This window comes from Pseudomonas sp. F01002 (assembly GCF_004402115.1).
Classification (GTDB): domain Bacteria; phylum Pseudomonadota; class Gammaproteobacteria; order Pseudomonadales; family Pseudomonadaceae; genus Aquipseudomonas; species Aquipseudomonas frigoris.
On sequence record NZ_SOPU01000035.1, the window covers coordinates 25,503 to 45,429 of the forward strand.

Here is a 19,927-nt window from a genome sequence, read left to right on the forward strand (position 1 = left end):
AGCCCCAGACCCAAGGCGCACAAGCCGGCGGATTCTGGCGTAGTCGTAGGCAGCGGCGCAAGGATGTGTAGCCGGAGTGAGTGTCTGGAGATGTGTTTTAAACAACCGCGTTTATTCGTTATTTCGTATTCGTGCAAGAACGCAGGGGTGCACACCAAATATCCCCCTGCTTCCTTGATCCGGGCAATCCCCGGACGAGCTAACTCATTAATGAAAGCCGAAGCAGCGGTGCACCGACGATGTCTCCAGATTGCCGCTCAACGAAACTCATAGCCTTGGCACCCCCACCCAATTGATCGAACCTGATCGGCACGCCGATTAGCAGGTCATGACCGATTTGGTGAGGTGCCAACGTCTGACGCAAAACATAGGAAGTGCCAGTTTTATTGCCAACAAAGAAAAAGGTCACCACATCGCCAACGCTCATTCCATGTGTGCTGAGCTTCATCGGAATCCTCCCGCCCTCGTCTACGAGCTGGAGCTGGCCAGGTTTGTAGTGTCCAGGTTCGTATTCATAGACGGCTTGCGGAATCAGCAGGTCGCCCTCGACGTCCAGTTCAACCAGGTGAGAGATCCACTTCCGGCCCGCATTTTCCACCGTGTAAACCACCTGAACCGTGCCGTATTTGTTTGGCCTCAGATAGCGGGGTTCAATGGGAAGCACCACATCTTTGCCTTCGTCGTCGGTCTCGATCCGAAGATGCCTGACAAGGCAGGCCTCGCAAGCAGTACCGAGCCAATAGACAGAAACCAGAGCCCCGCCTGACAGCGCTTCGGATGCCCTGAGGCGCAGGTTCACGCCGTTGTTGACGGAAGCCAACGGGATAACACGACCTTCTGCCTCATCCACGACAGGTCGATAAATGTCGTCCCCCGCAAAATACGTGGCAGATGGAGAAGTCGGGGGATCAGTGTCGAAATAAAAATAAAAGAGTTCTAACTGCAGACCTCTGAATGCCAGAGCGCGATCGGCAGGAATGGGTACAAGTGTATCCCCGACAAGTGTTTCGATTATTCCGGGCTCCCCCCATGAGACATCCGGATCTTCACTTACAACAATAACGTGAAAACGCGCACCGACTTGTTGTCCTTCAAAAGAAGGAATACGCACGGTAAGCCCCCTGCCCAACTGCTCTAGACTGATAAAACCTTCCCGAGCCTCATCGATGGATGCCGGCGGCAATACGATCTGGGCACCAGTCAATTCTTCAACAATCCGTTTTCGATTTTGAACCGCCACGAACTCAACCATTTTCAGTCTCCTTGTTTTCATTAACATCACGCGCATCGGTGCAAACCTGAGCTTCGGCCCAGCTACGCGACGAACTGAAGTAACTTGGACTGAAGAAATGAAAAGAACTACTGTCAGATCTGACAGTAGCGATGAATGGTCGGACAGAAGGAATTGAAGGATCAGCTGCGCCGGGACATCGCGATCTATCACCTGGGGCGGGCGGATTTGTCGTTGCAGCAGATTGCCGAGCAACTGGGGTTTTCAGAGCCTTCGGCGTTTCATCGGGCGTTCAAGAAGTGGACCGGGTTGACGCCTGGGGCGTATCGGGCTCAAGAAAATTGAGTTCTTGCGCTGGTTTTTTCTGGCGTAGCCACTGACCCCATCGCGAGCAAGCTCGCTCCCACATTTAACCTTCAGTGAACACAGCATTTGTGTACGACAGAAATCAAATGTGGGAGCGGGCTTGCTCGCGAAGAGGCCCGTAAGAACACCATCAAACCACCGGAAAATGAATCCGAAACGCCGCCCCACCCATGGGCGAGTCCCCCAGCGTCAGCTTCGCGCTGTAGCTCTCGATAATATCCTTGACCACCGCCAACCCAATCCCCTGCCCCGGATGCTGCCGATCCAGCCGCTCGCCCCTTTGCAGAATCCGCGCTCGCTGATCCGGCGGCACGCCCGGCCCATCATCCTCAACGCACAACTCAACCCCGCCAAGGCTTTCGCGCACGCTGATGCGCACTTCGCCGAGGCACAGGCGATAGGCGTTTTCCAGCAGGTTGCCCATCATTTCCAGCAAGGCACCCTGTTCGATCGGCACGTAACACGGGTCCGGCAGATCGAAGGCGACGCTCACGCGTTTGTCGCGGTAGACCTTGTCCAATGTGTCGCACAGGCTTTGCAGCACCGGGCGCAGGCGTACCTGATGGCGCACCAGACCGCTTTTGCGCAGGCTGGCGCGTTGCAGTTGATAGCTGATCTGCTGGCTCATGCGTTCGATCTGGGTTTGCAGCACCCAGGCCTGATCGCGATCGGCCGGGCGCTGGGCCATGTCTTCGCTGACGCCTTGCAGCACGGTCAGCGGGGTTTTCAGGCTGTGGGCCAGGTCGTCGAGGGAATCGCGATAACGGCTGCGCTGTTCACGCTCGCTGTGCAGTAAGCGGTTGAGGGAGCCGGTCAGGCGCAGCAGTTCGCGCGGGTGTTGTTCGCTGAGGCTTTCGCGGGTGCCGCTTTCGATCTCGTCCAGTTCCTGACTGAGCCGGCGCAACGCCTGCAAGCCCCAGGTCAAACCGATCCACAGCAGCGCGAGCAACACCAGCAAGGCGGCACCGAATCCGAGGTAGAGGTTTTCCCGCAGGCCCTCGAGGGTGGCTTCGTACTCACGTACCGGTTGCAGCGCGACGATGCTGAACGCCGCGCTTTTACCGCCGAGCAGTTTGACTTCGACGTCGTAGACGAAGAATTCCTGACCGTCGGCCTCGCGAATTCGGGCGAACTCGTTGCCGCGTCCGTCGTAACGCGGTTTGTAGTTGATCTTCTCTTCGCGGGTGGCTTTCGAACGCCACACCAAGTGAGCTTCGCGGTCGTAGATGTAGCCGAGCAAACGGCTGTCGGTCAGGTTGAAGCGCTCGTCGGGCAACTGCGCCGGCATTTGCAGGGTGTTATTTTCCACCCGCGCAGCGGAGATCAGCGTGGTGACGTCCGACGCCAGGCGTTGTTCGATCGAGTCCTGCAACGCCAGGCTGAACGCGCCCTGCATCGCCGGCAGCAACGCCAGCATGAACAACACCGCCAGGATCGTGGCGGCGAGCATCAAACGGACACGAAGGGAACGAATCAAGTGCAGCGCTCATTGAACAGGTAGCCGAGGCCACGCACGGTATCGATCGGTTTGAAGCCGGCCGGACCTTCAAGTTTGCGGCGCAGACGGCCGACCAACACTTCGATCACGTTCGGATCGCGCTCGTCGTCGTCCGGGTAGAGCTGCTCCATCAAGCGGTCCTTGGCCACCACTTGCTGGTGATGCCGCATCAGGTACTCGAGGATCCGATACTCGTAAGCGGTCAGCGCCAGCGGCTGTTCATCGAGGGACGCCTGTTTGCGATTGAGGTCCAGCAGCAACGGCCCGGCGACGATGGTCGATTGGGTGAAACCGCTGGAGCGGCGCAGCAAGGCATTCAGGCGCGCATCGAGTTCTTCGAACTGGAACGGCTTGACCACGTAATCGTCGGCGCCGGCGGCGAGGCCTTCGACCTTGTCCTGCCAGTTGCCGCGGGCGGTGAGGATCAGGATCGGGAACGTCTTGCCGCGCGAGCGCAGTTGACGAATCAGCTCGAGCCCGCCCATGCCCGGCAGGCCGAGGTCGATCACCGCCAGGTCATGGTTGAACTGCTCGGTCTGGTACAGCGCCTCTTCGGCATTGGCCACGGACTCGACCACGTGGCCGCTGTCCGTGAGGCGGGTTTGCAGGTGATGGCGCAACAGCGCTTCATCTTCGACGACCAGCAGTTTCATAACGCTCTCCCAGGCAAATCATCATCTCCAGAGGCATGCGTACCTCGATGGCTAACATGGCGACGCCGGATCAGTCTTTTGGATTGATCCGGCGCAGGCCTTTTCGGACGCGCTTCTTAGAAAGCGTAGTTCGCCGACAGGTAGGTCTGGGCGCTGCTGGTCAGGTCCAGCGAACCCTGTTTGCTGCCACCGCGCTCGCTCATCTCGGTGCTGGCGTTGCTGCGCAGGTAACGGTAACCCAGTTCCACCGAGGTATTTTGCGAAACCTGTTGCAGGACACCCAACTGGCCGCCGATGGCGTAACCGATGTCGCTGTCGCGGCTGAAGCCTGGCGACTCCTGAGTCATTTTGGTCAAACCGGCCGTGGCGCCGCCGAACAGTTTGGTGCTGCCGCCCACCGGGTAGAACAGATCGTAGCTGCCCAGGAGGTTTTCCTGACGCAGTTTAATGCCATTGTGTGAGCCCGACACGTTGTCGTAGGTGGCGTAGTAGCGGCCTTGGCTGTTTTGCTGGCCTAGACGCACACCCCAGGTGTTGTCCTTGCCGATCACGCCGTCTGCGTTCGGGTGGTTGAGATTGTCGTTCAGGGCGTGAGACTTTTTGACCTTGTCGCTGGTCTGTCCAAAAGTAAGGCTGGCGAAATTGTCGTCGGAAGCGAAAGCCGCGGTACTCGCGCTCAGGACAGTGAAAGCCAGAAGAAGTTTTTTGAAGCCAGTCATAGGGGAGTTCCTTATGCGCTATGTGCTATTTGGGTACGGGGCAAGGTTACTCACCCGACCCTGAACTCCCCCTGAACGCACTCTGAACCTGAGCTGAATCAAATCGACTAGGCTGTTTTGATAACTTTTGCAGGAGATCCGACGATGCGTATTTTCCTCGCCCTCGTATTACTGGCCTTTGTTCGGGTCGGTTTGCGGCTGTTTCTCCGGCCGTGTGAAAGCTAAAATCCTTGTTGAACATGGGGCGATGGACAGCATGATCACGCCGGATAACGTGGCAGCGTTCAAGGCTGAAATGGACAAGGCCGGGGCTGACTATAAGTTCGTCAGCCTGGAAGGCGCCAAGCATGGGTTCAGCAACCCTGATGCGGATCGGTTGAGCCATGGCGATCATGGTGGGCCGGATATTGGCTACAACAAGGCGGCGGATGAAAAATCCTGGGCGGACATGCAGGCGTTTTTCAAGAAGATTTTTGGTTGATCAGGTAGACCGCGGCGCGGCGATCCGACGATGGCCGCGACGCCAATCCAAAGCTTTGTACTACCCAGCCTGAGAGCAACCCGGCAAAATGCCCCACATGAATCGCGCCCCCGCCCTCCCCGTCTGCTGCACTCCACTCGATGCCCATTGGCCGCTGCCGTTTGCGCTGCCGGATACGGTGCTGTTGAGCACTCACTTCGATACCTCGCAACTGGCCAGCGATGATTTCCAGCGCAGCGCCATCGAGCCACCGCCCACCATCCAGCGTTCGGTCGCCAAGCGTCAGGCGGAGTTCCTCGCCGGGCGGGTTTGCGCTCGGGCTGCGTTACAACAGTTGGAAGGGCTGAACTTCATCCCGGCCATCGGCGAGGACCGGGCACCGGTATGGCCGACGCACATCACGGGCTCGATCACCCACAGCACCGGCCGGGCCTCGGCGATTGTCGCGAAGAAAACCCACTGGCGCGGCCTGGGAATGGATCTGGAAAACCTGCTCAACCCTGAACGGGCCGAACGACTGGCCGGGGAAATCCTCACCCCGCCCGAGTTGCAACGCATGACCGCTGGCCGTCGCGATCAGTTGGCGATGCTGGTGACCCTGACGTTTTCGGTGAAGGAAAGCCTGTTCAAGGCGCTGTATCCGATCGTTCAGCAGCGCTTTTATTTTGAACATGCCGAAGTTCTGGAGTGGGCGGAAAGCGGTGAAGTGCGGCTGCGGCTGCTGACTGATTTGTCCAGCGAATGGCGCAATGGCACTGAGCTGGATGCGCAGTTCGGGGTGGTGGATGGGCAGTTGTTGAGTCTGGTCAGCATCAAGGCCTGAGGATCTTCAGTGTTTGGGAGGGCCTCTTCGCGAGCAAGCCCGCTCCCACAGGGGATTTGCGGTGAGACATAGATCCAATGTGGGAGCGGGCTTGCTCGCGAAAGCGGTGGTTCATTCACCACATGTCTCACCGCTTCTCCTGATTCCTCGGCCAGCTCAGGCTGAAACACGCCCCCCCCAAACTCTTGCTCTTGCTGATCAACGCCCGGCCATCATGCCAATGGATGATTCGCCGCACGATGGACAGCCCCAACCCATGCCCACCGGAGGCGCGGGTGCGACTGTCATCAAGGCGCAGGAATGGTGTAAAAATCTTCTCCCAGGCTGTTTCCGGTACGCCCGGCCCGTCATCCTCGACATCCACCCGACAGCGCTGCTGCCCGACCTGATAGCTGACGGTCACCCGTGATTGAGCGTGGCGCATGGCATTGCTCACCAGGTTCTGCAACGCCCGGTGCAGGTAACGCGGCTCGGCCTCGACCCAGGCGTCGTCGTTGTCAGCGGCGGACAAACACAAACCGCGCTGCACCGTGACCTCGGCGCGTAACGGCGCCAGTTCTTCGATCACCTGATTGACCAACGTATCCAGATCGATCCGCTGAAAATTCAGCGCCGGCGAACCCTGCTCCAGTCGTGCGTAGGTGAGCATCTCGTCCACCAGTCGATCGAGATCCTCGATGTCGTGGTCCATGCCTTCACAGTATTTTTCCAACGCCTGCGGCGTGGTGGCCGAGCCGATCATTTCCAGACCAAAACGCAACCGCGCCACGGGGGTGCGCAGCTCATGAGACACGGCGCGCACCAGCTCACGCTGGATCGCCAGCAACTGCTGCAGGTGCTCGGCCATGCCGTTGAACGCCGAAGCCAGCCGTCCCACCGAGTCCGCGCCGCGTGCCGGCACGCGGGTTTCCAGGCTGCCCTTGGCGATGCGCGTGGCGGCCGCTTCCAGGCCACGCAAGCGGCGCTCAAGTTGGCGCACCAACAAATAGACGATCAAACCGATCAGGCTCAAACCCAGGGCGGCGATCAGCACCAGCCATTCCGGCGGATAAGGATTCATCTGATACAACGGGCCGATCTCCAGCACCCACGGCGTACCGACCATGCCGGCAAACACCCGGATTGAATCGCCGCCCTTGCCCAGCGCCATCACCGTGTCGCCCTCGGACACCCGGCGACTCTGGTCCTCGTCCATGTCCGCCTGCTCGATCGTCACCAGCCGCAAGTCGAAACCAAACCCTTTATCGCGCTTCAACTGCGCCAGGCGCTCGGGTTGCTCAGCCACCGGGTAGCGCACCAGTTCGTCGGCCAGCAGGTAAATAGTCGCCCGGGCCAGTTGTTCGCTGATCTGTTGGACTTCGCCGGTCAGCACCAGCTGTTCCTTGTCGCTGACCAGTCGATACACCTTCGCTGCATGCGGACCGGTCTGCTCCACCAGCGCCTGACCGCGCAGCACGCGGGTGCGCTGGGTGAGGTCGAGATCGGTCTGGGCAAAGGTTTTCAGCGCCAACGGAATCCCCAGCAACCGCTCCCACACCAGCAAGGCCCGGTGGCGCTCGGTTTCGTTCATCGGGTTCAGATTGTCGGCCATAAGCGAGAACGTGCCGTGGGCCAGGCGCTCGCGGTATTGCTCGCCGCGCACCTGGTTGAGCAGGTGCAAGGCCAGCACGCCGAGTACCGCCACCAGAATCAGCGCCGCGCACATGCCGCCGTAGATGCGCAGGAAGATCGAGTTCACAGGGTGCAGGCTTCCGGAACGAACAGATAACCTTTGCTGCGGATGGTCTTGATCAGTCGTGGATGCTCCGGGTCGTCGCCGATTTTCGGGCGGATGCGCGAGATGCGCACGTCGATGGAACGGTCCTGGCCGTCATAGCCGATGCCGCGCAATGCAGTGAAAATCTCTTCCCTGGACAGGATGCGTCCGGCGTTGGCGACCAGCAGCCAAAGCAGATCGAACTCGGCACTGGTCAACTCGATGCCGTTGTCGTTCAGCCAGGCTTCGCGCAATGCGTTGTCGACCACCAAGGGACCGAACTGCAGACGCCGTTGTTTTTCCGGCGCCACTTCAGGGGCTTCACTGCGTCGCAACAGGGCCTGGATGCGCGCCAGCAGCAGGCGTGGGCGAACCGGTTTGCACACGTAGTCGTCGGCACCCAGGTCCAGGCCAAGAATCTGATCGGTGTCGTCGGTGCGGGCGGTGAGCATCAGGATCGGGCCGTCATACTTGTCGCGGACCTTGCGGCAGATGCTCAGGCCATCTTCGCCCGGCAACATGAGGTCGAGGATCACCAGGTCCGGTTTCTCCTTGATGATGCGGGCCGCGGCCAAGGCGCCGTTGCCCTCGATCGATACGCGCAGGCCATTGGCTTCCAGGTAATCGCGGGTCAGTTCGGCCAGACGCTGGTCGTCCTCCACAATCAATACCTGCCAGGCTTCTTGCTCCACGGTGACCTCTGCTTGCCAACAACACTTAATAAGGAAGGATCCACCCGTCTTTTTGTAATGATTGGGGAGGATAAGAATGCGTACGCACTGGCCGATTGTATAAACGCCGCCCGCCGAGAACACAAGCCGGTAAATGCGTTCGGACAACCCGGATTTTTGTGATAGGGTTCGCGCCCTTAAAAACCCGAGCGACTGTTTTCAATCAGTGAAAATCAGTGAAAAACGGTCCGCTCCAGCTAGGTCGCGGCCTACACGCTCGTTCCACGTTTCACACACAATTTACGCACAGGTTTATCCACAGGCAGTACGTTGCAACACCCTCCAAAACGCATTATCTTGTACCTCGTCGCGAAAAAAACCCTACATGTAGGGTTTTACGCCAAAAACCAAACACAAACCGGATACCGATTTCAAGCGCTTTTATTGCCTCTTTCCGGTTGAACCAAACGTATTTTCGAAAGACCAAACCGCGCGTGCGGATGGCTACTGTTTTTGAGCCGAAAACGGCGTTAACGGTACGGGTGTTGCAGTCAATTACTGTCACCCAAAAGGATCCCGGTTTCAGGTTCAAGGCCTGGGACCAAAGACTTCGGCATGGAAGCGGCGCCCCAATTGCCCCTTCCTGATCTGTCCCGAAGTTGGTATGCCCGGCCCCTCGCCGGTTGTAGTGCTTCAGGACGGAACGGTGGGCACCGTGATGGTGCCCAAACAAACATAGAGAATGTGGAGACAACCCCCCATGCAAACCGACACAACTCGCGAGAACCCGCAGGGCACCTTGCCGCAGGCCGCTGATTCGACTTCGGATCTGTCCGCCACCGCGCCTGGCCAGCTGCGCGTGATCAAGCGTAACGGCACTGTCGTTCCTTACACCGATGACAAGATCACCGTCGCTATCACCAAAGCGTTTCTCGCAGTTGAGGGCGGCACCGCTGCCGCTTCGTCGCGAATCCACGACACCGTTGCCCGTCTGACCGAACAAGTCACCGCGACCTTCAAGCGTCGCATGCCCTCGGGCGGCACGATCCACATCGAAGAAATCCAGGACCAGGTCGAACTGGCCCTGATGCGTGCCGGCGAGCAGAAAGTGGCCCGCGACTACGTGATCTACCGTGACGGTCGTTCGAAAGAACGCGCCGCCCACGCACCGGCCGAAGAAGCCGTCAACGCTCACCCGTCGATCCGCATCACCCGCGCCGATGGCACCTTTGCGCCTCTGGACATGGGCCGCCTGAACACCATCGTCACCGAAGCGTGCGAAGGCCTTGCAGAAGTCGACGGCGACCTGATCCAGCGTGAAACCCTGAAAAACCTGTACGACGGCGTGGCCCTGACCGACGTCAACACCGCTTTGGTGATGACCGCCCGTACCCTGGTTGAGCGTGAACCGAACTACTCGTTCGTGACCGCTCGCCTGCTGATGGACACCCTGCGTGCCGAAGGCCTGAGCTTCCTGGAAGTCGCCGAAAGCGCGACCCACCACGAAATGGTCGACCTGTACGCCAAGGCTCTTCCAGCCTATATCGCGAAAGGCATCGAATTCGAATTGCTGAACCCGATCCTGGCGACCTTCGACCTGGAAAAACTCGGCAAGGCGATCAACCACGAGCGCGATCAGCAGTTCACGTACCTGGGCCTGCAAACCCTGTACGACCGTTACTTCATCCACAAGGACGGTATCCGCTTCGAACTGCCGCAGATCTTCTTCATGCGCGTGGCCATGGGCCTGGCGATCGAAGAGAAGAACAAAGAAGACCGTGCAATCGAGTTCTACAACCTGTTGTCGTCCTTCGACTACATGTCCTCGACCCCGACCCTGTTCAATGCCGGTACCCTGCGTCCACAGCTGTCCAGCTGCTACCTGACCACCGTGCCGGATGACCTGTCGGGCATCTACCACGCGATCCACGACAACGCCATGTTGTCGAAATTTGCGGGCGGCCTGGGCAACGACTGGACCCCGGTTCGTGCACTCGGTTCGTACATCAAGGGCACCAACGGCAAATCCCAGGGCGTTGTTCCGTTCCTGAAAGTCGTGAACGACACCGCCGTCGCCGTTAACCAGGGTGGCAAGCGCAAAGGCGCTGTCTGTGCCTACCTGGAAACCTGGCACATGGACATCGAAGAGTTCATCGAACTCCGTAAGAACACCGGTGATGATCGTCGTCGTACCCACGACATGAACACGGCCAACTGGATCCCTGACCTGTTCATGAAGCGCGTCTTCGATGACGGCAAGTGGACCCTGTTCTCGCCGTCCGAAGTGCCGGACCTGCACGACCTGACCGGCAAGGCCTTCGAAGAGCGTTACGAGTACTACGAAGCCCTGTCCGAGTACCCGGGCAAGATCAAGCTGTTCAAGACCATCCAGGCCAAAGACCTGTGGCGCAAAATGCTGTCCATGCTGTTTGAAACCGGCCACCCATGGCTAACCTTCAAAGACCCATGCAACCTGCGCAGCCCGCAGCAGCACGTCGGCGTGGTTCACAGCTCGAACCTGTGCACCGAGATCACCTTGAACACCAACAAGGACGAGATCGCCGTTTGCAACCTGGGCTCGATCAACCTGCCGAACCACATCACCAACGGCAAGCTGGACACCGCCAAGCTGGAACGCACCGTGAACACCGCCGTTCGCATGCTCGATAACGTTATCGACATCAACTACTACTCGGTGCCACAAGCGAAGAACTCCAACTTCAAGCACCGTCCGGTCGGTCTGGGCATCATGGGCTTCCAGGACGCGCTGTACCTGCAGCACATTCCTTACGGTTCCGACGCTGCCGTCGAGTTCGCCGACAAGTCGATGGAAGCGGTCAGCTACTACGCGATCCAGGCTTCCTGCGACCTGGCCGACGAGCGCGGCGCCTACGAGACGTTCCAGGGTTCGCTGTGGTCCAAAGGCATCCTGCCGCTGGATTCGCAACAGATCCTGATCGAGCAACGTGGCCAGAAGTACATCGATGTTGACCTGAACGAATCCCTGGACTGGGCACCGGTTCGTGCCCGTGTGCAGAAAGGCATTCGTAACTCCAACATCATGGCCATCGCACCGACCGCGACCATCGCCAACATCACTGGCGTATCGCAGTCGATCGAACCGACCTACCAGAACCTCTACGTGAAATCGAACCTGTCGGGCGAATTCACCGTGATCAACCCGTACCTGGTTCGCGACCTGAAGGCTCGCGGTCTGTGGGACTCGGTCATGATCAACGACCTGAAGTACTACGACGGTTCGGTGCAACAGATCGAGCGCATCCCGCAAGAACTCAAAGAGCTCTACGCGACCGCTTTCGAAGTGGACACCAAGTGGATCGTTGACGCGGCAAGCCGTCGTCAGAAGTGGATCGACCAGGCTCAATCGCTGAACCTGTACATCGCTGGCGCATCGGGCAAGAAGCTGGACGTGACCTACCGCATGGCCTGGTACCGTGGCCTGAAAACCACTTACTACCTCCGTGCCCTGGCCGCGACCAGCACCGAGAAGTCGACCATCAACACCGGTAAGCTGAACGCTGTTTCCAGCGGCGGCAACCACGGTGAAGATTCGGTCCTGGCAGCGCCTGCCGGCCCTGCTCCAGTACCGAAGGCTTGCGCCATCGACGAGCCGGATTGCGAAGCTTGCCAATAAGCTGAGCCGGTGAGCGCTGAAAGGCGCTTACCTGGACAACCCCCGATCGGTCCTCTGGATTGTCGGGGGTTTTCTTTTGCCTGCCTTTCAAGATCAAAAGATCGCTGCCTCGTTTCACTCGACAGCTCCTACAGGGGACCGCTATTTCCTGTAGGAGCTGTCGAGTGAAACGAGGCAGCGATCTTTTTGCCAGCCATAAAAAAAAAGCCCCTCGATTGAGGGGCTTTTTGTGCAGCGCTTTCAGCCAACCCGCATCAGGTCATCTGAATGATGGTTTGCATGATGGTGCTCTGAGTCGAGATGGTCTTGGCGTTCGCCTGGTAGTTGCTCTGTGCCTTGATCAGGTCGACCAGTTCATTGGTCAGGTTGACGTTGGACTCTTCCAGAGAGTTGGAGTGGATCTCGCCCAAGGTACCGGTGTTCGGCGCATCGTAGCCCGGGATACCCGACGAGTAGGTTTCTTTCCAACTGGTGCCGCCTACAGGCTGCAAACCTTGTTCGTTGGTGAAGCTGGCGAGCGAGATCTGGCCGATGGGCTTGGTCTGGCTGTTGCTGAAGTTGGCCAGCATGATACCGCTGGTGTCGATGGTCAGGTTGGTGATCTGGCCAGTGGCGTAGCCGTTCTGTGAAGGAATCGAACGCGCGGTGTCAGCGTTGTACTGCGTGGTTTTGTCCATGGAGACCGTAACGACGCCGGAGGCAGCGCCGTTGGCTGTCCACACGCCATTGGTCACGGTACCCGGAATCCAGCCGGTGACTTTCAGGTCAGGGCTGACAATCGGCAAAGGGGCAGCTGGAGTGGTGACGGAAACCAGTTTGCCTGACGAATCGAACGCCATGGTCGAAGCGACAGGAGGAGTAAGAGTAGGGTCGCTACCATCCGGGTTGCGACCCTCGATCAGGGTGTAGGTCTTCCAGGTGTTGTCAGCAGTCTTGACCATGAATTGGTCCATGACGTGCTTGTTACCCTGGGTATCGTAAATAGGGGTACTGAACTGCTTGGTGAAGGACGCTTCCTTGGACGGGTCAAACGGATTGGTAGTCTGGTTGATGATGGGAGCTGTGGAGTTCAGGTTGATCGTCGACGAAACCGTGGAGGTGTTTTTTGGCGCCAGGTTCGACGTATCGATGCGCAGGTCAGTCAAAACGCCATTGAGGATCTTGCCATTGGCATCCACGCCATAACCCTGCAGACGCGCAGAGCCATCGGTGTTGGTAACGTAACCGTCTTTGTCGACCTTGAACGTACCGGCACGGGTGTAGGACATCGAACCATTCTCGCTCAGCACGAAGAAGCCGGAACCGTTGATGCCCATGTCCAGCACGTTGCCGGTGTTGTTGACGTCGCCCTGGGTGAACTGCTGGGAAACGTTGGCCAGGCGCACGCCGTTACCGATGGTTTTGCTGCCGGACCCCAGCTTGGTGGCCGAGTAAACGTCTTCGAATTCCGCACGGGACGATTTGAAGCCGGTGGTCGCGACGTTGGCGATGTTGTTGCCGGTCACGTCCAGTTGTTTGTTGGCTGCATAGAGACCGCTAAGGCCGATATTGAAAGACATATTCCACTCCTTTGTGCCGTGTTAGTCGGCTCTACATACCAATGGTTTGTACTTTGGACAGCGCGATGCTGCCCGCCCCGGCCAGGTTGAGCATCAACTCACCGCCTGTCTGGCTGATGGTCACGCTGTTGACCGTCGCCGGCAGGTACGTCACCAGCGAGGTCGCCTTGCCGTCGTAGGTCGCCGTAGCGCCGAAGGTATAGGTACCCGCCTTGGCCACTTCGCCTGCGTCGTTTTTGCCGTCCCAGATGAAAGTGGAAGTACCGGCGACTTCGCTGCCCATGTCGATGGTGCGGACAACCTTGCCATCGGCATCGGTGATCTTGACCTTGACCGGGTCCACCGACGCCGGTACGGCAATGGTGCCGCTGAAACTCTTGGAGGTATCGACCACCGCCGTGCCGCCCGGTGCAATAACCGAACGCCCGACCAGCGACGACGCCTGCAACGCTTGGGACGAGTTGTAATTACTCGCCAGGCCACTGACGGTGTCGTTGAGCGTGGTGATGCCTTCCAGGCTACTGAACTGCGCCAACTGGGCGACGAACGCACCGTTGTCTTGCGGTTCCAGCGGGTTCTGGTTTTTCAGTTGCGTTACCAGCAACTGCAGAAACGCGTCCTTGCCCAGGGCCTTTTTACCGGTGGCGCTATTCGTCGCCGACGCCAGGCCGTCGGCACTGGTGTTGGTCTTGATCGAGGAGTTGGCCAGGATGTCCTTGAGGCTAATGCCACTGGTGGTATCGGTAACACTCATCTCAGTCGCCCCTTATCACTGACCGAGGGTCAGGACCTTCTGCATCATGGTTTTGGCGGTGTTCATCATTTCGGCGTTGGTCTGGAACGAACGGCTCGCGGAAATCATGTCAGCCATTTCTTCCACCACGTTGACGTTCGGGTAGTAGACGTAGCCCTTGGCGTCGGCCGCCGGATGGTTCGGCTCGTAGCGCGCTTCAAGGTTGCTTTGGTCCTCGACCACGCCCAGCACTTGCACGCCTTGACCGGCGGCGTCCTGGTTCTGAAACAGCGAGTCACTGCCGCCGCTCTGGCCACCCTGGAACATGGTGGCGAATACCGGGTGCCGTGCACGGTAGGTCTGGTCGATGCTCGACGAGACCGTCTCGGCGTTGGCGATGTTACTGGCGACGGTGTTCAAGCGAGTGGTCTGGGCACTCATGCCGCTACCGGCAATGTTGAAAACGCTGGCTAGAGACATGACTTACTCTCCACGAAGGGCTGACACCAGCCCTTTGAATTTGCTGTTGAGCAGGGTGAAGCTGGCCTGAAAGTTGACCGCGTTTTCCGCGTAGTTCGACTGTTCCAGCTGGGCGTCCACGGTGTTCTGGTCGATCGACGGTTGCATCGGCGTGCGATACAGCAGCGATTCGTCGCCATTGCCCAGGCCTTCGGCTTCGATATGACGGCTGTTGGTCATGTTCAAGGCGAAAGATCCGCTCTTGGTCTTCTCGTTCTGTGCGGCGAGCACTTTCGAGAAGTCCAGGTCCCGAGCCTTGTAGTTCGGGGTGTCGGCGTTGGCGATGTTGTTGGCCAGGACTTCGGCACGCTGAGCGCGGAAGCCCAGGGCTTGTTCGTGGATACCGAGCGCTTTATCGAAGCTGATGCTCATGTCGGAAACCTTCGGGTGACCTGATTTTTCGTAACATGGACATAGCAAGCGTCGTGCCAATTAAAAAAAGGCCGTAAACCGGGGCTTTGCGGGCAGTGGCAACGTGGCAATGCCAGAAAAGCGGCAACCGATTTCCGCCGCCTGCCGCTTTTCTGCCGCTTTCCTGGATTGCACCCGCCCCCTGTAGGAGCTGCCGAAGGCTGCGATCTTTTGATCTTGATCGTAAAAAACAAGATCAAAAGATCGCAGCCTTCGGCAGCTCCTACGTGATGCAAAAGCGGCAGGCATAAAAAAAGGGAGCCCTTAAGGGACTCCCGTTTTTTTTGCCGCTTTTGCATCACTTCGCCTGGTAAATGATCCCCGGGCTGCATTGGACCATCTGGTAATGATCCGGCAAACCGTTCAGCGCCTCGGAAGCACCGAGGAACAGATAACCGCCGGGCTTCAACGTGCTGTGAATGCGCAACAGGATGTCCTTCTTCACCTCGGCGGAGAAGTAGATCAGCACGTTGCGGCAGAACACGATGTCGAACTTGCCGAGGCTCGCGTAGCTGTCCAGCAGGTTGAACGAGCGAAACTCCACCCGGCTCTTGATCGGTGCCTTGATTGCCCAGCGCCCCGGCCCTTTCGGGTCGAAGTAACGTTGAAGGCGCTCGGGCGACAGACCACGGCCGATGGCCAGGCTGTCGTATTCGCCGGTCTTGCAGTTGGTCAGCATGGTGCCGGACAGGTCGGTGGCAACGATCTGCACGCCCATCTTCAACTGGCCCATGTTCACGCGCTCGAACTCATCGATCGACATCGACAGCGAATACGGTTCCTGACCCGACGAACAGGCCGCCGACCAGATCCGCAGACGCTGGCCAGGGGCGGCCTTGATCGCTGCGGGCAGCACCTTGTTCTTCAAGACTTCAAACGGATAGGTGTCACGAAACCACAAGGTTTCGTTGGTGGTCATGGCATCCACCACCATCTCGCGCAAACCGCTGCGCGGCTGGGTCTGGATGCGCTGGACCAGCTCACCCAGGGACTTGATGGCTTGCTGTTCCATCAGTTTGTTGAGACGGCTCGAGACCAGGTACTGCTTGTTTTCACCGAGCAAAATGCCACAGGCTTTTTCCAGGAAGACCCGGAACTGTTCGAAATCCAAATTACCCGTAGACAAAGATGCCGCCTCTTAAATCGTATTAACCGTTAGGGGCAGAAGGCCCCTAGCTGATGTCTGCTGCTTTGATCCGGTTGACTACCCGGGATGCCAGGTCATCAGGACGGAATTTGGCAAGGAAGTCATCGGCACCGACCTTCTTGACCATCGCCTGATTGAATACACCCGACAACGAAGTATGCAGGATGATGTGAAGCTTTTGCATGCGAGGGTCGTTGCGGATCTCGGCCGTGAGGGTGTACCCGTCCATCTCCGGCATCTCGATGTCGGAAATCATCATCAGGAACTCTTCTTCCGGCTTCTTGCCCTCGTCGACCAGCTTGCGCAGGTAATCCAGCGCTTGCCGACCGTCGTTCAACGCCACCACTTCGACACCGACCGTCTGCAGGCAACGGGTCACCTGCTTGCGCGCCACCGACGAGTCATCGACCGTCAGTACTCGCAAAGAGAGCGCCTTGTGCTGGGTTTCGACATCCACCACGCCAACGGAAATCGCTTCCGGTGTCGGCGCCACTTCTGCCAGCACTTTCTCGACGTCGATGATTTCGACTAACTGATTGTCGACCCGAGTCACAGCCGTCAGGTAATGATCGCGTCCCGTGCCCTTGGGGGGCGGATGAATCTCCTCCCAATTCATGTTGACGATGCGTTCCACCGACCGCACCAGGAAACCCTGGGTCTTGGTGTTGTACTCCGTGATGATCACGAAGGGATTGCTTTGATCTTTCAGCGCACCGGAACCGGTCGCCATCGCCAGATCAAGGATCGGAATGGTCGCCCCCCGGATATTTGCCACACCGCACACGACAGGACTGGACTTGGGCATCAGCGTCAGTTTGGGGCATTGCAGCACCTCCCGAACCTTGAACACGTTGATCCCATACAGCTGCTGGCCGTCGAGACGGAACAACAACAGCTCAAGGCGATTCTGCCCTACCAGTTGCGTGCGCTGGTTTACCGCATCCATTACACCAGCCATGCACAGACTCCTACACCAACGCTTAAGTGTGTTGCGACGCGCATTCATCACTAAACGGCACGGCGCTTGCTTTTTAACTCTTATGAACACAGAACCGACATTTTTCCGACGCCTGACATCAAACGCCCGCAAATTGCTTTGCGCGGTGTCGGCCGTCTGCCTGTTCAACGCTGGCTGCCCTGCCCTTGCTGACGCGGTTACCTTGCCTGACATGCTTATCGGCGTCACTCAGGGCTTTCTTGAATTCACCGTAGAAGACTATTTGGCAACCAGTCAAACGGAAGGCCGCTACGAGATCGAGGTCAAGCAGCTCGATCCACGGCTGCGCATGCCCATGTGTGACAAGGAATTGACAGCCACGCTTGAGAGTCCGGCAAGGCCGCTGGGGCGGGTTACCGTCAAGGTTGCTTGCGAAGGCACGTCCCCCTGGACCGTGTTCGTACCCGCTCAAGTGCGCCTGTTTCGCGACATTGTGACCACCACCCGTGCGCTGCGGCGCGCCGGCATCGTCGAGCCTCAGGATGTGACCCTGCGCGAGCGCGACATCAGCCTGATCAATCAGGGTTACCTGACCTCCGTCGACCAGGCGATAGGGCAGAAACTTACCCGACCAATGGTCGCCGACCAGGTCATGACCCTGGTGCACATGGAACAGGCAGAAGTCATCAGCAAGGGCGACCAGGTGGTGATTACCGCCCGCAGTGGAACGCTCAGCGTGCGCATGCCGGGTGAAGCGCTGTCCAACGGCGGCTTGCGCGAACAGATTCGGGTGAAAAACCTCAACTCCCAGCGGGTCATCAAGGCGCAAGTCACCGCGCCCGGCCAGGTGGAAGTGGCCATGTAGAACTCTCTGCTTGTGAAGATGTGGCGCGCCACTCGACTGTTCCCTAGACTGTGCCCTATGCAGGGCAAGCGCTGACGCGCGCAAGCTCATTGATAATTGGGCCTAAAGTTTTTCCGGGTATGGCCGAAAACATGGCAAGCGTCCAAATACCCAGAGGTTTTTTGTCATGGTCATCGATTTCAGCCGTTTAAACAGTTCCTCGTCACTTACCGGTAGTACACGTACCAGCGCAGCGAAGGAAACCGCCGAAGCCGGCAAATCCGCGCCGCTGAATACCCCGGCCGAACAGGCCAGTACCGTCAAAAGCGGGGAATCGGTACATCTCAGCAATGAGGCTCAACAGTTGCAGAAGGTCACTGACAAGCTGCGCGATCAGCCTGCCGTCGACAACGCCCGCGTGGCCGAGTTGAAAGCAGCGATTGCCGATGGCAGCTACAAAGTCGACAGCAACCGTGTAGCCAGCAAACTGCTCAACTTCGAAGCCCAGCGCTAGGCCAAGGCCTGCGCCAGGCTTTTGGACGCTTAAAACCCAAGGCCAGCCATGCACGACACTAATTTACTGCAACTGATCACCGACGATTTCGCTCCAGCACAGCACTTGCTGGAGTTACTGCAAACCGAGTCCCTCGCCTTGCATGGTCGCGACATGCCACTGCTCGAAGAGATTCTGGCGCAGAAACAGGCATTGATCATTTTGCTCGATCAGCATGGCCGCAAGCGCAGTGAAATCCTCGCCAGCCTCAACCTGCCGACCAACCGCAACGGCCTGGAGCAACTTGCCAGCCATTCGAGTATTGGCGATCAGCTGTTGGAACAAAGCGATGTATTGACCGATCTTCTGGCTCAGTGCCAGGCGGCCAACGTCAAGAATGGCCAGTCGATCCTGGTGCAACAGGCCGCGACGGCCAATCAGCTGAAAATCCTCAACGGCGGCGAGCCGCCAGCGCTCTACGATGCGCGCGGATCAACCTCCATGCTTGCGAAGCCACGCCCGCTCAGTCAGGCTTGAGCTTGCTGAAAAGCGCGCACTATCAAGACGCGCAACATGCTGGCAATATGCTGGCCAGCCGTAGTCATATTTTGTCTGGAGATTGATGAACCGTGTTCAATGCCTTAAGCGCGGAAGATGCTCCGCAGCCACCCAAGGTGCTCACCACGCCGTTGGAGATCTCCGGCAACCTGCGCCAGCTGCAAGACAGCCATGATCCGCTGATCATCACGTTCCATGAGCGCAGCCAGCGCTTCCAGAGTTATCTGGTGGACATTGACCGTGACAGCAACATGATTGCCCTGGACGAAATGATTCCCCGCGATGGTGAACGCTTCCTGCTCGCCGGCGAACCGTTCAAGGTCGAAGGCTTTCACGACGGCGTGCGTATTGCCTGGGAAAGCAACGGCCCGTTGACCATCGACGAATCTGGTGGCGGTCGCTGCTACCGTGGCGCCCTGCCCGCCGAAGTGGTTTACCACCAGCGTCGCAATGCATTCCGCGCAGCATTGAAGCTGGCACAACTGGTCAACGTCGATCTGGGCGGTGAAAAGCTCAAGTCGCCGATCAGCGGCAAGCTATTGGACATCTCAGCCACCGGCTGCAAGTTGCGCTTCGAAGGCGACATCACGGACAGCCTGCAACTGGGCCAGGTCTATGACCGCTTCATCGCCGCCCTGCCCTTTGGCAACATGACGGCACCCGTCGAGCTGCGTTACCTGCACTTCGAAGAAAGGATCTCCATCACCTTCGCCGGCGTACGCTTTCACAACATGAGCGGGCTGGTACAGCGGCAGGTCGAGCGGTTCGTCTATCAGCTTCAGCGTGAAGCGCGACGCTTCGACAAAGACGACATGTAATACGACGCTTCAATAGAAAACGGGCAGTCCCTTGCGGTGACTGCCCGTTTTTTTA

At 58.4% G+C, this 19,927-nt stretch carries 18 protein-coding genes and 2 pseudogenes; 8 read left to right on the top strand and 12 right to left on the bottom strand.

Annotated features, from left to right (window positions below):
* Window positions 1-199 precede the first annotated feature (199 nt).
* Window positions 200-1,252, bottom strand: coding sequence for a hypothetical protein (locus tag E3W21_RS27555; protein WP_129437581.1), 1,053 nt, complete (start codon window positions 1,250-1,252; stop codon window positions 200-202).
* A gap of 147 nt (window positions 1,253-1,399) precedes the next feature.
* Here E3W21_RS27555 and E3W21_RS27560 point away from each other — a divergent pair.
* Window positions 1,400-1,576: pseudogene (locus E3W21_RS27560) on the top strand (helix-turn-helix domain-containing protein); the annotation flags it as partial.
* 151 nt (window positions 1,577-1,727) lie between these two features.
* Here E3W21_RS27560 and E3W21_RS27565 read toward each other — a convergent pair.
* From E3W21_RS27565 to E3W21_RS27575, 3 genes are all read right to left on the bottom strand, one after another.
* Window positions 1,728-3,074: an ATP-binding protein gene (locus tag E3W21_RS27565; protein ID WP_134422740.1), complete on the bottom strand. Its 1,347-nt coding sequence runs from the start codon at window positions 3,072-3,074 to the stop codon at window positions 1,728-1,730.
* On the bottom strand, window positions 3,071-3,748 hold the full coding sequence (locus tag E3W21_RS27570) for a response regulator (protein WP_134422742.1): 678 nt from the start codon (window positions 3,746-3,748) through the stop codon (window positions 3,071-3,073). The genes E3W21_RS27565 and E3W21_RS27570 overlap by 4 nt, the downstream gene beginning before the upstream one ends.
* Before the next feature lie 116 nt (window positions 3,749-3,864).
* Entirely contained in the window at window positions 3,865-4,467 is a 603-nt protein-coding gene (locus E3W21_RS27575) for a hypothetical protein (RefSeq protein ID WP_134422744.1), read from the bottom strand.
* A 208-nt stretch (window positions 4,468-4,675) separates the two neighbouring features.
* On the opposite strand from E3W21_RS27575, the pseudogene E3W21_RS27580 reads away from it, so the two are divergent.
* A pseudogene (locus E3W21_RS27580) lies at window positions 4,676-4,948 on the top strand (dienelactone hydrolase family protein); the annotation flags it as partial.
* Between the two features lie 97 nt (window positions 4,949-5,045).
* On the top strand, window positions 5,046-5,771 hold the full coding sequence (locus E3W21_RS27585) for a 4'-phosphopantetheinyl transferase (protein ID WP_218570142.1): 726 nt from the start codon (window positions 5,046-5,048) through the stop codon (window positions 5,769-5,771).
* Between the two features lie 127 nt (window positions 5,772-5,898).
* Here the strand turns inward: E3W21_RS27585 and E3W21_RS27590 are convergent, their stop codons facing one another.
* Both E3W21_RS27590 and E3W21_RS27595 read right to left on the bottom strand, forming a co-directional pair.
* Window positions 5,899-7,509 (bottom strand): ATP-binding protein, encoded by a 1,611-nt coding sequence (locus tag E3W21_RS27590; RefSeq protein ID WP_129437591.1) that lies wholly within the window; start codon window positions 7,507-7,509, stop codon window positions 5,899-5,901.
* Window positions 7,506-8,219, bottom strand: coding sequence for a response regulator (locus tag E3W21_RS27595; RefSeq protein ID WP_074879161.1), 714 nt, complete (start codon window positions 8,217-8,219; stop codon window positions 7,506-7,508). The genes E3W21_RS27590 and E3W21_RS27595 overlap by 4 nt, the downstream gene beginning before the upstream one ends.
* A 739-nt stretch (window positions 8,220-8,958) precedes the next feature.
* Here E3W21_RS27595 and E3W21_RS27600 point away from each other — a divergent pair.
* The gene (locus E3W21_RS27600; protein ID WP_134103925.1) at window positions 8,959-11,853 is read left to right on the top strand and encodes a ribonucleoside-diphosphate reductase subunit alpha; all 2,895 of its coding nucleotides are present in this window, start codon (window positions 8,959-8,961) and stop codon (window positions 11,851-11,853) included.
* Window positions 11,854-12,107: 254 nt separating this feature from the next.
* Here the strand turns inward: E3W21_RS27600 and flgE are convergent, their stop codons facing one another.
* From flgE to E3W21_RS27635, 6 genes are all read right to left on the bottom strand, one after another.
* A complete protein-coding gene (gene flgE / locus E3W21_RS27605) occupies window positions 12,108-13,412 on the bottom strand; it encodes a flagellar hook protein FlgE (RefSeq protein WP_134422746.1) in 1,305 nt (434 codons plus the stop codon).
* Between the two features lie 31 nt (window positions 13,413-13,443).
* Entirely contained in the window at window positions 13,444-14,166 is a 723-nt protein-coding gene (flgD, locus tag E3W21_RS27610; RefSeq protein ID WP_134422748.1) for a flagellar hook assembly protein FlgD, read from the bottom strand.
* 15 nt (window positions 14,167-14,181) lie between these two features.
* Window positions 14,182-14,625: a flagellar basal body rod protein FlgC gene (gene flgC, locus E3W21_RS27615; RefSeq protein WP_046046514.1), complete on the bottom strand. Its 444-nt coding sequence runs from the start codon at window positions 14,623-14,625 to the stop codon at window positions 14,182-14,184.
* 3 nt (window positions 14,626-14,628) lie between these two features.
* Complete coding sequence (gene flgB / locus E3W21_RS27620; protein WP_129437599.1) at window positions 14,629-15,036, bottom strand: flagellar basal body rod protein FlgB; 408 nt, start codon at window positions 15,034-15,036, stop codon at window positions 14,629-14,631.
* Between the two features lie 337 nt (window positions 15,037-15,373).
* Window positions 15,374-16,201: a protein-glutamate O-methyltransferase CheR gene (cheR, locus tag E3W21_RS27630; RefSeq protein WP_129437601.1), complete on the bottom strand. Its 828-nt coding sequence runs from the start codon at window positions 16,199-16,201 to the stop codon at window positions 15,374-15,376.
* Window positions 16,202-16,247: 46 nt separating this feature from the next.
* The gene (locus tag E3W21_RS27635; RefSeq protein WP_008147956.1) at window positions 16,248-17,180 is read right to left on the bottom strand and encodes a chemotaxis protein CheV; all 933 of its coding nucleotides are present in this window, start codon (window positions 17,178-17,180) and stop codon (window positions 16,248-16,250) included.
* Between the two features lie 82 nt (window positions 17,181-17,262).
* On the opposite strand from E3W21_RS27635, the gene flgA reads away from it, so the two are divergent.
* The 4 genes from flgA to E3W21_RS27655 all read left to right on the top strand — a co-directional run bounded on the left by flgA (window position 17,263) and on the right by E3W21_RS27655 (window position 19,872).
* Window positions 17,263-18,024 carry a flagellar basal body P-ring formation chaperone FlgA gene (gene flgA, locus E3W21_RS27640; RefSeq protein WP_046046517.1) on the top strand — a complete coding sequence of 254 codons (762 nt, stop codon included), beginning with the start codon at window positions 17,263-17,265 and terminating at the stop codon, window positions 18,022-18,024.
* A 166-nt stretch (window positions 18,025-18,190) separates the two neighbouring features.
* Window positions 18,191-18,517 carry a flagellar biosynthesis anti-sigma factor FlgM gene (flgM, locus tag E3W21_RS27645; RefSeq protein WP_129437605.1) on the top strand — a complete coding sequence of 109 codons (327 nt, stop codon included), beginning with the start codon at window positions 18,191-18,193 and terminating at the stop codon, window positions 18,515-18,517.
* A 48-nt stretch (window positions 18,518-18,565) separates the two neighbouring features.
* A complete protein-coding gene (locus E3W21_RS27650; protein ID WP_123368748.1) occupies window positions 18,566-19,033 on the top strand; it encodes a flagella synthesis protein FlgN in 468 nt (155 codons plus the stop codon).
* Window positions 19,034-19,125: 92 nt separating this feature from the next.
* Complete coding sequence (locus E3W21_RS27655) at window positions 19,126-19,872, top strand: flagellar brake protein (RefSeq protein ID WP_129437609.1); 747 nt, start codon at window positions 19,126-19,128, stop codon at window positions 19,870-19,872.
* The last annotated feature ends 55 nt before the right edge of the window (window positions 19,873-19,927 follow it).

Bases quoted from the DNA above. Each gene is read 5' to 3' on its own strand.
- E3W21_RS27555 (WP_129437581.1), bottom strand. From the start codon at position 1,252: ATGGTTGAGTTCGTGGCGGTTCAAAATCGAAAACGGATTGTTGAAGAA.
- E3W21_RS27570 (WP_134422742.1), bottom strand. From the start codon at position 3,748: ATGAAACTGCTGGTCGTCGAAGATGAAGCGCTGTTGCGCCATCACCTG.
- E3W21_RS27575 (WP_134422744.1), bottom strand. From the start codon at position 4,467: ATGACTGGCTTCAAAAAACTTCTTCTGGCTTTCACTGTCCTGAGCGCG.
- E3W21_RS27585 (WP_218570142.1), top strand. From the start codon at position 5,046: ATGAATCGCGCCCCCGCCCTCCCCGTCTGCTGCACTCCACTCGATGCC.
- E3W21_RS27600 (WP_134103925.1), top strand. From the start codon at position 8,959: ATGCAAACCGACACAACTCGCGAGAACCCGCAGGGCACCTTGCCGCAG.
- flgE (WP_134422746.1), bottom strand. From the start codon at position 13,412: ATGTCTTTCAATATCGGCCTTAGCGGTCTCTATGCAGCCAACAAACAA.
- flgD (WP_134422748.1), bottom strand. From the start codon at position 14,166: ATGAGTGTTACCGATACCACCAGTGGCATTAGCCTCAAGGACATCCTG.
- flgC (WP_046046514.1), bottom strand. From the start codon at position 14,625: ATGTCTCTAGCCAGCGTTTTCAACATTGCCGGTAGCGGCATGAGTGCC.
- flgB (WP_129437599.1), bottom strand. From the start codon at position 15,036: ATGAGCATCAGCTTCGATAAAGCGCTCGGTATCCACGAACAAGCCCTG.
- E3W21_RS27635 (WP_008147956.1), bottom strand. From the start codon at position 17,180: ATGGCTGGTGTAATGGATGCGGTAAACCAGCGCACGCAACTGGTAGGG.
- flgA (WP_046046517.1), top strand. From the start codon at position 17,263: ATGAACACAGAACCGACATTTTTCCGACGCCTGACATCAAACGCCCGC.
- flgM (WP_129437605.1), top strand. From the start codon at position 18,191: ATGGTCATCGATTTCAGCCGTTTAAACAGTTCCTCGTCACTTACCGGT.
- E3W21_RS27650 (WP_123368748.1), top strand. From the start codon at position 18,566: ATGCACGACACTAATTTACTGCAACTGATCACCGACGATTTCGCTCCA.